General features: G+C 65.2%; 9 protein-coding genes. 4 read left to right on the top strand and 5 right to left on the bottom strand.

Annotation, left to right across the window (positions count from 1 at the left end; translation table 11 throughout):
* Positions 1-219: 219 nt before the first annotated feature.
* The 5 genes from L0U84_RS31500 to prpR form a co-directional block, all read right to left on the bottom strand.
* Positions 220-630 carry a c-type cytochrome gene (locus L0U84_RS31500; protein ID WP_233855964.1) on the bottom strand — a complete coding sequence of 137 codons (411 nt, stop codon included), beginning with the start codon at positions 628-630 and terminating at the stop codon, positions 220-222.
* Between the two features lie 77 nt (positions 631-707).
* Positions 708-1160 (bottom strand): hypothetical protein, encoded by a 453-nt coding sequence (locus tag L0U84_RS31495; RefSeq protein ID WP_233855963.1) that lies wholly within the window; start codon positions 1158-1160, stop codon positions 708-710.
* Positions 1161-1879: 719 nt separating this feature from the next.
* Positions 1880-3238, bottom strand: coding sequence for an MFS transporter (locus tag L0U84_RS31485; RefSeq protein ID WP_233855962.1), 1359 nt, complete (start codon positions 3236-3238; stop codon positions 1880-1882).
* A 326-nt stretch (positions 3239-3564) separates the two neighbouring features.
* On the bottom strand, positions 3565-4551 hold the full coding sequence (locus L0U84_RS31480) for a M14 family metallopeptidase (protein WP_233855961.1): 987 nt from the start codon (positions 4549-4551) through the stop codon (positions 3565-3567).
* Positions 4552-4799: 248 nt separating this feature from the next.
* Positions 4800-6758 (bottom strand): propionate catabolism operon regulatory protein PrpR, encoded by a 1959-nt coding sequence (gene prpR / locus L0U84_RS31475; RefSeq protein ID WP_233855960.1) that lies wholly within the window; start codon positions 6756-6758, stop codon positions 4800-4802.
* Between the two features lie 238 nt (positions 6759-6996).
* On the opposite strand from prpR, the gene prpC reads away from it, so the two are divergent.
* From prpC to L0U84_RS31455, 4 genes are all read left to right on the top strand, one after another.
* Entirely contained in the window at positions 6997-8166 is a 1170-nt protein-coding gene (gene prpC, locus L0U84_RS31470; RefSeq protein WP_233855959.1) for a bifunctional 2-methylcitrate synthase/citrate synthase, read from the top strand.
* Positions 8167-8349: 183 nt separating this feature from the next.
* Positions 8350-10947, top strand: coding sequence for a Fe/S-dependent 2-methylisocitrate dehydratase AcnD (gene acnD, locus L0U84_RS31465; protein ID WP_233855958.1), 2598 nt, complete (start codon positions 8350-8352; stop codon positions 10945-10947).
* 104 nt (positions 10948-11051) lie between these two features.
* A complete protein-coding gene (gene prpF / locus L0U84_RS31460; RefSeq protein WP_233855957.1) occupies positions 11052-12236 on the top strand; it encodes a 2-methylaconitate cis-trans isomerase PrpF in 1185 nt (394 codons plus the stop codon).
* A 10-nt stretch (positions 12237-12246) separates the two neighbouring features.
* Positions 12247-12855 (top strand): class I SAM-dependent methyltransferase, encoded by a 609-nt coding sequence (locus L0U84_RS31455; RefSeq protein WP_233855956.1) that lies wholly within the window; start codon positions 12247-12249, stop codon positions 12853-12855.
* Positions 12856-12966 lie beyond the last annotated feature (111 nt).

The raw sequence follows: 12966 nt of genomic DNA, 5'->3' as shown, positions 1-12966 counted from the left end.
GACCGAGGTAGGTCGGGAGTACGCACTGCGGACTGGTCGCTTCCGGGAAGCGGAATTCCACTCGCCGCTTTCCGGCTATGAACTTGAAGAGCGGACTGACGCAAACTGAACCATTGCGGGCTGTCGGGACAGGAAGTTGAATGACCGATCTTCGGAGTACAACGGCCGTTTCGTGTTGTTACCAGGAATGCAGAGGCCCGGGCTGGGCATCCCTGTCGCTCAAGGCCGCGGCGGCCGCGGATCGGTGCGGATGGCGCCGTCGGCACGGCCGAGAAAGTACCGGTAAATATCGTCAATGTGCTCGGCAATCAAGGAGTTGTCGCGATACGCGGGCATCCCACGAGACAGGTCACCGTCAAGGACCATCCGGACAAACATTTCACGGCTCCGCGTGCGTGCGTAATCGACGATTGAAGGTGCGGCCAACCCCTCATAATCCTTGCCATGGCAGCGGGCGCAGTCGACGGTGCGCAGGACACGCCAGGCGCTAACGATGGCGTCATCGGTCAGTGGCCCACCAGCATGCTCGGCGTTCACATCGGCATGGGTCGGCTTTGCAACCGCAATCATGACTAAGACTACAACCGCGCAGCGCCTTGACAACAGTCGCGCGCTATTGTGGTTGTCCATTGCATTGTCCTTTACCGGTGCTACGATCCGGCGTTGCGTCGACTCTGCGCGACTAAGGGGCTCCGCCTCACGCGGCGCTATTTTGTTTGGTCGGCGATACGGCCGACGAACTTCCAGCCTTGGTCGCGTATCCAGACGTATGTATAACCGGTCGGACCGTCGATCATTACCGTTAGTGGACGGATTGCGATAGCGTCTTCCTGTTGTGGCGCCGCCGTTGGCGTAACTCGTCCTTCGGTCCGCTCGAGACTGGCATCGCGGTCGTCAAACTTCCAACCGTCGTCGTGGACGTAGGTGAGCCGGAGCGTGCCACCACCAGGGGACTGAACCAGCAACGTAAGCGGTGAATGCGTGATAGCCGTTTCCTGTTCAGGTTTTGCTGGAGCATTACGCGTCGCTACAGCTTCCACCTGAACGGCATCCGGACTGTCGCCCGTGGTGGCCGCCAGAGTGACCCGGCCAAAGGTCCCAAGCGTCACGGTCGTAAGCGCCGCAAGGAGCAACCGTGCGGCAGTATCTGAGCCTTTCATTGCGCTACCTCTGCTAGTGAACTGAGGGCCGGGCGCTTCCCATGCGCCCCGGCCGCCCCGGTAATTAACGAACGGAGTCTCCGCGCCCAGATAGTCTCCACAACTCACCCCATCGGCGGTCCGCTTCGAGATCGCATACCTCAGCGGTCAAATCTCCATCGTGTGCATGCGGCGTTCGAGCTCATCGATGTCGACGGCGGACGCGAGATACACGTCGCGGCAACTGTTTTCATCTCGGTCAAGCGCCTTTCTCAACAACGGCTATGGATAGATGAGCAGGATGAACACAGCGTCCTCCGGTCGACCTGGTCTATTGCGTATCGGCCCAAACGGCGCGCGACACATGCGGCCGAGGCATACATTCGGCGCGGGACATCCGAGTTCGATTGATGCGCGGTTCGTGCTACGGCTGGACGCTGCTTAACGCAGGGTCCATGCCAGATTGCGGCAAGCTTGTCTGGCGCGGGTTTCAGCGTGATCGGGGGGATGTGGATTGGCGAAATGTCGTTGTATGGCCGACGAAATTCGAATGAAAGTCGGGCCGTGCCAAACATGTGTTCTACATGGTGTCGCGCTGTACGACTCGCGTTCAGGTAAGCGCGAGATTCCACGCGTTCAGCCAAACAAAAAAGCCGCCCTGCGAATCGCAGGGCGGCTTTTCGGGTCGGTAGTTGCTCGAACCGTTACCGGTTCGCTAGCGGGCACATCTCATTGCACGCTCAATGTCCGAACGACTCCGTCTTCGACGCACCGGCTTCCGCCGCTTGCGGCCGGGCCGCCTGCTTGATCAGCAGCGCGACGCACGACAGCAGACCCGCCACCGCGATCGTCGCGAAGATACCGGCGAACGAGAAGTGACGGCGCGTCAACTCGGCCACGAGGAACGAGCCCGCGATGCCGCCGAAGCGGCCGACGCCGAGCATCCACGCGACGCCCGAGCCGCGGCCCACGGTCGGGTAGAACGCGGCGGCGAGCGCCGGCATCGACGATTGCGCGGTGTTCATCAGCACGCCGGCGATGAACACGATCGCCACGAGCGCGCCGACGTTGCCGGCCGCCTGGCCAATGAAGTACACGCTGACGGCGGTCAGTGCATAGCAGGCCGCGATGACGCGGTTCGCGTTGAAGCGGTCCATCAGCACGCCGGCCAGCACCGCGCCGACGCCGCCGAGCGGGAACAGCGCGGAGATCAGCGTCGCGCGTTGCGGCGTGAGACCGGCGTCCTTCAGCAGGATCGGCATCCAGTTGATCGATGCGTAGAAGATCACGAGGCCCATGAAGTACGCGAGCCACAGCATCACCGAACCGACGATGTACGAGCGCGACAGCACGACGCCGAGACCCTTGCCGCCGGTTTGCGGCGCGGTTTCGGTCATCGTGAAACCGGCGGCCTGCACCGCGTCGCCGGAAATGCGCGCGAGGGCGGCGCGAATCCGCTCGGCCGGCTTGTTGTTCGCGACCATGTAGCGGACCGACTCCGGCATTTTGGTGGCCAACAACACCAACAGCACCAGCGGCGTGACGCCGCCGAGGATCAGCACACTGCGCCAACCCACGTGCGGAATCATCCATGCGGCGAGGAAACCGCCGAACGCGGCGCCGAGCGGGAAGCCGCAGAACATCAGGTTGATCACCGTGGCGCGGCGGTTGTCCGGGCAGTACTCGCCCATCATCGTGACCGCGTTCGGCATGGCGGCGCCGAGGCCGACGCCGGTGATGAAGCGCAGGATGGTCAACTGGTCGATGCCGGTCGAGAACGCCGACGCGAGGCAGGCGAGGCCGAACAGCAGCACCGAGCCGACCAGCATCGAGCGACGTCCGAGGCGGTCGGACAGCGGACCCGAGCCGAGCGCGCCGCAAGCAAGGCCAAACAGCGCGGCGCTCAGCACCGGCGCGAGCGCGGGCTTGTCGATACCCCATTCGGTGATCAGCGAAGGCGCGATGAAGCCAATCGCAGCAGTGTCGAAACCGTCCAGCAGGACGATGACGAAGCACATGAAAAAAATCAGCCACTGGAACGGCGAAAACGGATGCTCGTTGATGAAAGTTTGAACGTTCACAGCGGGGCTGCGGTTCATGATGGTCTCCTGACAGCGAAAGGCCCGACACGGCGAGCTATTCTTCTTTAAGACTGTACGCCGTCTGGCAACGGCGCACGATGCCTGCGCGGGGCCAACTGGCCGTGCTTCGGCAATGAATCATACCCGGACGGATCGGCTTGACGGAGCCGCGTCGGGGGAACGGATTTGTTCGTATATAGAACGGTGATTCTTTACACGAACGCGCGCCACTGTAAGGAACGAAGGCGAACGGGTCAACGGGGGAATACCCGAGCTACGCGGTGGTGGGCGCGCCGAGGTCGACGCGCCGAATCTAACGGCAAACGGCAAATCGTTGCGAACCGTCAACCCGTCACGCCAGGATTGGCCACCGTCCGCTCGATTCGCCCCAGCCGCACGACCGTGACACCGGGGCGCAACTGGCGCAGCGACGGCATCACCAGCATGCAGTTGTCGTAGGGCGTGCGTACCGCTTCGCCGTTCGACCAGCCGATCACGGCGCCCGCCTCGGCGAAAACCTCGAGGCCGGTGTACGCCGCGGCGAAGCTGAAGTCCATGCTGGTCGCGACGACCGGCTGCGTCACCCGCACGATGTTCTGCTCGGGCGGCAACGGCGCGAGCCACCCCGGCGGCAGATCCGTCTCGTCGATCACGCCGGCCAGCAGCAGGAAGCGCGCGGTCGTATCGCGCGCGACCGCCACCGCACTGCGCTCCCAATGCTGGCCGCATTCGATCAGCAGCGCGTTCTTCGGGCTCGCGGCATCGCCGAACCCTTCGTAGTCGCGCATGCGGCGGCCTTCGGGATGCCCTTCGTCGCAGATCACCGTGGCGGGCGTGCCGAGCCGCACCGCGAGGTCGATGCCTTTTTCCAGCGGTCCCGCGACGATCAGCGGCTTGCAGCGCTCGTGCATCGAATGCAGGTCGAGCAGCGCGTCGACCGTGTCGATGACAGGGCGCATCGCACGCGCGCGCTTCAGTTCGCTCGACGTGCGCGACGTGTCGTCGAGCACCGCCGCGGTCCACACGCGGTTGAAGTCCTGATCGACGAAGCGCGCGGCATCCGGATTCGCGGGATCGAAGCGCCGGTACGCGGCGACGTTCGCGAACGACAGCGTGAGCTGCCCGCGCCGCGGCCGCAGCGCGTGGCGCAGCAGTTCGTCGACGACGATCGCGCCGCACACTTCGTTGCCGTGCGTGAGCGCGTTGATCATCACGTGCGGGCCGGGCACACCCGAATCGAACGTGTGGACGTATGCAATGCCCGATGACGATTGCTCATGCTGCGCGATATCGGGGAATTCGACTTCGATCGGATAGGCTTCTCGGCTCATAGCGGCATCCTTGGTGAATGGCATTGATAATCTTTTCGTAAGACATTGTTGTGCTCAGCGCCTTGCGGAAAAGATAGTAAATGTTCTTCCGATATGTGCGTGCAAAGGCCATTGCCGCCCGGCGCGTCGTTCAGCTCACGCCAGTTTCGCCGCAATCGCGTTGCCGACTTCGCTCGTGCTTGCCTTGCCGCCGAGGTCGCCGGTGTGCGGACCGTCCTCCTGGGGATTGGGGTTGGGGATTCGGTGGTCTACCGTCCTGCATTCAGCTTGCGCCACAACGTCGTCTTGCTGATGCCCAACGCGGCGCAAGCGGCATCGCGATCGCCTTCGTGAGCCGCGAGCACCGCGCGGATTTCGTCGGCCTCGACATGACGGCTGCGCTCGCGCAGCGTCAGCGCGGCCGGCTTCGCGCGCGCGACGGGCTCGACGATTTCCGGCGCGATCGCGCGCAGCATGTCGCGCGTGACGAGCGCCGCGCTTGCATCCGTATCCGCATCGCTATCCGCGAGTTCAACCACGATCCGCTCGATCACGTTCTGCAACTCGCGCACATTGCCGGGCCACGCATAGCGCCGCAACGCCGCGCCCAAACCATCGAGCATGCGCGCGGCGGTCTGCGCGTCGGGCACCCGCGCCGCCAGCCTCGGCTCGCGCGCGGCCGCCTGGCGCAATAGTTCGGCGGCGAGCGGCAGCAGGTCGTTTGGCCGTTCGCGCAGCGGCGGCAGCGCGATGCTGAGGATGTTGAGCCGGTAGTACAGATCGGCGCGGAAACCGCCGGCCGCGACGGCGTCGGTCAGCGCGCGATGCGTCGCCGCGACGACGCGGATATCGACGCGCATCGGCTCCGTCGATCCGAGCCGCACCACCTCGCGCTCCTGCAACACGCGTAACAGGCGGCTCTGCAACGGCAGCGGCATCTCGCCGATCTCGTCGAGAAACAGCGTGCCGCGATGCGCGACCTCGATCAGCCCCGCCTTGCCGCCCTTGCGCGCGCCGGTGAACGCGCCTTCTTCGTAACCGAACAGCTCGCTTTCGAGCAGCGCCTCCGGAAACGCGCCGCAATTGATCGCGACGAACGCGAAGTCGCGCCGCGCGCTCAGCTGATGCATGCTCTGCGCGACCATCTCCTTGCCGGTGCCGCTCTCGCCGAGAATCAGCACGGTCGCGTCCGACCTCGCATAACGCGCGACGAGCGCGCGCACCCGTTCGATCGATTCCGACGCGCCGACGATATCGTCGAGCCGGTAGCGTGCGGTGAACTGCTGCACCCGTTGACGCGCGCGCAGCGTGCGATCGAGCCGCTCGACCGCGCGCGATTCCTGAAACGTCAGCACGATGCCCGGCGCCGCACCGCTGCTCGCGAGCGGCCCGCGATGCACGACATAGCTCGCGCCGCGCACCGTGCAGAAGCTGTCGCCCTCCGCGTCCGGCAGACTGCCCGCCAGGTCGGGCGCAAGTTCGAGCAGCGCGCGGCCGACGGCCTTCGCGGCATCGATGCCGAGCACGCTCGCGAGCCGCTGGTTCATCAGTTCGACGCGGCCTTGCGCATCGAGCGCGACCACGCCGTCGCGCAGATGCTGCAGCAGCGTGTCGAGCCGCTGACGTCGCACGGTTTCGCGGCGCGTCGCCTGCGCGACTTCGAGCGCGGTGTCGAAGCCGGCGCGCACCGACGCGCGCGAGTACAGAAACACCGCGCCCATCCCCGCGTTGGCGGCGAGATCGGTCACCATGCCTGGGCCGACCACGACGTCGATGCCGCGATCGCTGAGATCGAGCACGACGCTCTCGGCGTCCTGCGCGGACTGATACGACGCGAACGTGACGTCGAGCGCGTACGCGGCGGCGAAGCGGCGCACTTCGTCGGGCGTGTCGCCGTGCGTGACCAGCGCAACGCGCGCGCCTTCGCGACGCGCGCGGGCGAGCGCATGCATCACGTCGTAGCCGGTCGGGCTGATGCGCACGACCGGCACCGACACGCGCGTCTTCAGATACGCGCCATTCGAGCCGCCCGCGAGCACGACGTCGGGACGCGCGGCGCCTGCGCCTTCGATTTCGCGCACCGCGTCTTCGAAGGCGTGCGACACGATGCGAACATCCGCGCGGTCCACGTATTCGCCGGCGATATCGAAGAACAGATCGCGCAGGCGGCTGATGCTGAGCGCCCAGACGCGCGGACGCTGCGGCGGTTCGTAAAGAGGCGTGCTCAAGGTGGGTGGCTCGAGGCGGGTTGGTCCGGAATCTCCATTATGCGAGCATTCATTGCCAATTTGAAATCCGCAGTTTCATTAATGAAATGTGGCGTGAAGCGGGCCGCTTGAATCGTTTCGCGAGACCACCGCCAAATCAGGCACTTAGCCGGCGGCGCGCGGGCTGGCCCGTTCTTTGCATACAAGGCAGCCCAGTCGAAGCAATGATCCAAATTCCAACCGTTTCCGGAGACACTCCATGAGCGAAGCAGACAACAGCACGCCGAACGCAGGCGCTTTCAAGCCGAAAAAATCCGTTGCGCTGTCCGGCGTGACCGCGGGCAACACCGCGCTGTGCACGGTCGGCAAGACCGGCAACGATCTGCACTATCGCGGCTACGACATTCTCGACCTCGCCGGCGCGTGCGAATTCGAAGAAATCGCTTATCTGCTGGTTCACGGCAAGCTGCCGACCCAGGCTGAACTGAGCGCCTACAAAACGAAGCTGAAGTCGATGCGCGGCCTGCCCGCCAACGTGAAGGCCGCGCTCGAATGGATTCCCGCCGCCGCGCATCCGATGGACGTGATGCGCACCGGCGTGTCGGTGCTCGGCACCGTGCTGCCCGAGAAGGACGATCACAACCTGCCCGGCGCGCGCGATATCGCCGACAAGCTGATGGCCTCGCTCGGCTCGATGCTGCTGTACTGGTATCACTACTCGCACAACGGCAAGCGCATCGAGGTCGAAACCGACGACGATTCGATCGGCGGCCACTTCCTGCATCTGCTGCATGGCGTCGAGCCGTCGAAAGCGTGGGTCGACGCGATGCACGTGTCGCTGAACCTGTACGCGGAGCACGAGTTCAACGCGTCGACGTTCACGGGACGCGTGATCGCGGGCACGGGCTCGGACATCTACTCGGCGATCACCGGCGCGATCGGCGCGCTGCGCGGCCCGAAACACGGCGGCGCCAACGAAGTCGCATTCGAAATCCAGTCGCGCTACCAGACGCCCGATGAAGCGGAAGCCGACATCCGCCGCCGCGTCGAGAACAAGGAAGTCGTGATCGGCTTCGGCCATCCGGTGTACACGATTTCCGACCCGCGCAACAAGGTCATCAAGGAAGTCGCGAAAAACCTGTCGAAAGACGCCGGCAACATGAAGCTGTTCTCGATCGCCGAGCGCCTCGAATCGGTGATGGCGGACGCGAAGAAGATGTTTCCGAACCTCGACTGGTTCAGCGCGGTGTCGTATCACATGATGGGCGTGCCGACCGCGATGTTCACGCCGCTGTTCGTGATCTCGCGCACGGCGGGATGGAGCGCGCACATCATCGAGCAGCGCGTCGACAACAAGATCATCCGCCCGAGCGCGAATTACACCGGTCCGGACGATCTGCCGTTCGTACCGCTGGCGAAGCGCGTTTGAGGTGAGCCTGGAGCGGCGCGCATCGCGCGGCCGCTCCGCTGCGAGCATCGAACGATCGCAATTCAGCAACCCGTCAGCAGCGAGCTAAACTACTTGCACTGTCCGTCCGGCCGCGCGAGCGAAGCGCCGCCGGACGCCGCCGGTCTCCCGTCCGGCGGCTGATAACCGTCCTGTCCCTACGTCATGAATACTGCCAACCGCAAACGCCTTCCGGGCACCGAACTCGACTTCTTCGATACGCGTGCCGCGGTCGACGCGATCGAACCCGGCGCCTACGACAAGCTGCCGTATACGTCGCGCGTGCTCGCCGAAAACCTGGTGCGCCGCTGCGATCCGGTGACGCTGAGCGCTTCGCTGAAACAGATCATCGAGCGCAAACGCGAGCTCGATTTTCCGTGGTTCCCGGCGCGCGTCGTGTGCCACGACATTCTCGGTCAGACCGCGCTCGTCGATCTGGCGGGTCTGCGCGATGCGATCGCCGCGCAAGGCGGCGATCCGGCGCTCGTGAATCCGGTGGTGCCGACGCAGCTCGTCGTCGATCATTCGCTGGCCGTGGAGTGCGGCGGTTTCGATCCGGACGCGTTCGCGAAGAATCGCGCGATCGAAGATCGTCGTAACGAAGACCGCTTCGATTTCATCAACTGGACCAAGCGCGCGTTTCGCAACGTCGACGTGATTCCGCCGGGCAACGGCATCCTGCATCAGATCAACCTCGAGCGCATGAGCCCGGTCGTGCAGGTGAAGGACGGCGTGGCGTTTCCCGACACGCTGGTCGGCACCGACTCGCATACGCCGATGGTCGATGCGCTCGGCGTGATCGCGATCGGCGTCGGCGGCCTCGAAGCGGAAAGCGTGATGCTCGGCCGCGCGTCGTACATGCGCTTGCCGGATATCGTCGGCGTGGAGCTCTCCGGCAAGCCGGGCGAGGGTATTACCGCGACCGACGTGGTGCTGTCGTTGACCGAATTCCTGCGCAAGCAGAAGGTGGTCGGCGCGTACCTCGAATTCTATGGCGAGGGCGCGGCGAACCTGACGTTGGGCGATCGCGCGACGATCGCGAACATGGCGCCCGAGTTCGGCGCGACCGCCGCGATGTTCTACATCGACGAGCAGACGATCCGCTATCTGAAGCTGACGGGCCGCGACGACGAACTCGTCAACCTCGTCGAAACGTATGCGAAGCACACCGGCTTGTGGGCCGATACGCTCGAGCATGCCGAGTACGAGCGGGTGCTGAAGTTCGATCTGTCGAGCGTGGTGCGCACGCTCGCGGGACCGTCGAATCCGCATCGCCGCTTGCCGGTGTCGGAGCTGGCCGCGCGTGGCGTTAGCGGCAAGGTCGAGAACGAGCCCGGTCTGATGCCGGACGGCGCGGTGATCATCGCCGCTATCACGAGCTGCACCAACACCAACAATCCGCGCAACATGATCGCGGCGGGCCTCGTTGCGCGCAATGCGAACCGGCGCGGACTCGTGCGCAAGCCGTGGGTCAAGAGCTCGCTCGCACCGGGCTCGAAGGCCGTCACGCTGTATCTGGAAGAGGCGGGGCTGCTGCCTGAACTCGAACAGCTCGGTTTCGGCGTGGTCGCGTACGCGTGCACGTCGTGCAACGGCATGTCCGGGGCGTTGGACCCGGTGATCCAGAAGGAAGTGATCGAGCGCGATCTGTATGCGACCGCCGTGCTGTCGGGCAACCGCAACTTCGACGGCCGCATCCATCCGTACGCGAAGCAGGCGTTTCTCGCGTCGCCGCCGCTCGTCGTCGCGTATGCGATCGCAGGAACGATCCGCTTCGACATCGAGAAGGACGTGCTCGGCGTCGATGCCGACGGTCATGCGGTCACGCTGAAGGACCTGTGGCCGTCGGATGCGGAGATCGATGCGATCGTTGCCGCGAGCGTAAAACCGGAGCAGTTCCGCAAGGTCTATGAGCCGATGTTCGCGCTCTCCGCCGATACCGGCCCGAAGGCTGACCCGTTGTACGACTGGCGCGAGCAGAGCACCTATATCCGCCGTCCGCCGTATTGGGAAGGCGCGCTCGCCGGAGAACGCACGCTGAAGGGCATGCGAGCGCTGGCCGTGCTCGGCGACAACATTACGACTGACCACCTGTCGCCGTCGAACGCGATTCTGCCGGACAGCGCGGCCGGCGAATACCTGACGAAAATGGGCCTGCCCGAAGAGGACTTCAACTCGTACGCGACGCACCGGGGCGATCACCTGACCGCGCAGCGCGCGACCTTCGCGAACCCGACGCTGAAGAACGAGATGGTGATCGTGGACGGCCAGGTGAAGGCCGGTTCGCTCGCGCGCATCGAGCCCGAGGGCAAGGTCACGCGCATGTGGGAGGCGATCGAGACGTACATGGAGCGCAAACAGCCGCTGATCGTGATCGCGGGTGCCGACTATGGCCAGGGGTCGTCGCGCGACTGGGCCGCGAAGGGCGTGCGGCTGGCGGGTACCGAGGCGATCGTCGCGGAAGGCTTCGAGCGGATTCACCGCACGAACCTCGTCGGCATGGGCGTGTTGCCGCTCGAATTCAAGCCCGGTGTGAATCGCCTGACGCTCGGCATCGACGGCACCGAGACCTTCGACGTGATCGGCGAGCGCAAGCCGCGCGCCGATCTGACGCTGGTGATTCATCGTCGCAACGGCGAGCGCGTCGAAGTGCCGGTGACGTGCCGGCTCGATACGGCCGAAGAAGTGTCGATCTACGAAGCCGGCGGCGTGCTGCAGCGTTTCGCGCAGGACTTTCTCGAGTCGACCAGAGCCGCGGCTTGATGGCTTGAAGCGCGTTTTGTACTGAACGTCACAGCACAGGGCGATGCGGCTTGATACGCCGCATCGCCCTTCATCCAAAGAACAGGTCACCTCAGGACACTTTCATGCACTTACCCCAGATCAGGATTGCGGCCACCTACATGCGCGGCGGCACCAGCAAGGGCGTGTTTTTCCGTCTGCAGGATCTGCCCGAGGCCGCGCAACGACCGGGCGCCGCGCGCGACGCGCTGCTGATGCGCGTGATCGGCAGCCCCGACCCGTACGGCAAGCAGATCGACGGCATGGGCGGCGCGACATCGAGCACCAGCAAAACCGTGATCATTTCGCGCAGTAGCCGGGCCGATCACGACGTCGACTATCTGTTCGGTCAGGTGTCGATCGACAACGCGTTCGTAGACTGGAGCGGCAATTGCGGCAACCTGTCGGCCGCGGTCGGACCGTTCGCGATCAGCGCGGGCCTCGTCGACGCGAGCCGCGTGCCGCGTGACGGCGTCGCGATCGTGCGGATCTGGCAGGCCAACATCGGCAAGACGATCATCGCGCACGTACCGATGACCGATGGCGCGGTGCAGGAGACTGGCGACTTCGAGCTCGACGGCGTGACCTTCCCGGCCGCCGAAGTGCCGCTCGAATTCATGGACCCGGCCGCCGACGAAGAAGGCGCGGGCGGCGCGATGTTCCCGACCGGCAACCTCGTCGACGACCTGGAAGTGCCCGGCGTCGGCACGTTGAAGGCGACGATGATCAACGCGGGCATTCCGACGATCTTCGTCGACGCCGAAGCGATCGGCTACAAGGGTACCGAGTTGCAGGACGCGATCAATAGCGACGCGAAGGCGCTCGCGATGTTCGAGACGATTCGCGCGCACGGTGCGCTGCGCATGGGGCTGATCAAACATCTGGACGAGATCGCGACGCGCCAGCACACGCCGAAGGTCGCGTTCGTCGCGAAGCCGGTCGATTACGTGGCGTCGAGCGGTAAGCCGGTGCGTGCGGGCGACGTCGATCTGCTGGTGCGCGCGATGTCGATGGGCAAGCTGCATCACGCGATGATGGGCACCGCGGCGGTCGCGATCGGCACCGCGGCGGCGATCGCGGGCACGCTCGTCAATCAGGCGGCGGGCGGCGGCGAGCGCGAATCGGTGCGTTTCGGGCATCCGTCGGGCACGTTGCGCGTCGGCGCGCAGGCGAGTCTGAAGGACGGCGAGTGGGTCGTCACGAAGGCGATCATGAGCCGCAGCGCGCGCGTGTTGATGGAGGGGTGGGTCCGGGTGCCGCAGCAGGGCTGAGGCGGCGTCGATGTCGGCCGACGTCAGCGGCACGGAAGGCTATGCGGAGCACGCCGAGGCGCTGATCGAACGATGGCGCACGCTGTCGTTCACCGACCGGCATCGGCCTATTCTCGACTGGATACCGCAGGCGCCGTCGCGCATCGTCGATATTGGCGCGGGCATCGGTACCGATGCAGCCGCGCTCGCGGCGTTGGGGCATACGGTGCTCGCCGTCGAACCGGTCGACGCGCTGCGCAACGCGGCGCGCGAGATGTATCCGTCGGCGCGCATCGAATGGCTCGACGATAGCCTGCCCGATCTCGCTCTGGTGATAGCCAGGCGCACCGCTTTCGACGTGGTCATGCTCACTGCCGTCTGGATGCATCTCGATGCGCGGCAGCGCGAACGCGCGATGCCGCGCGTGGCGTCGTTGCTGCGCGACGGCGGCATGTTGATCATGTCGCTGCGGCACGGACCGGTTCCCGCCGGTCGCCGCATGTTCGACGTCACACCTGAGGAAACCATCCGGCTGGCGAGCGAGCAAGGCCTGCGACTCGTGAGCGAATTGCGTACGTCATCGGTTCAGCAGGCCAACCGCGATAGCGGCGTCACGTGGACGCGGCTCGTGTTCCGCTAACTCCCCGACCCAGGCGCGGCATATGCGCCGCGTTCGCCGCTGCGAACCGACGCGTCGTCTACAATGGCCGCACGAAACGGGCCGCTCCCAACAACCACTCCCAGCGGCCGA

This window comes from Paraburkholderia sp. HD33-4 (assembly GCF_021390635.1).
Lineage (GTDB): Bacteria > Pseudomonadota > Gammaproteobacteria > Burkholderiales > Burkholderiaceae > Paraburkholderia.
Note: the sequence above shows the minus strand (reverse complement) of the source record. Positions and strands in the feature narration are given on the sequence as shown.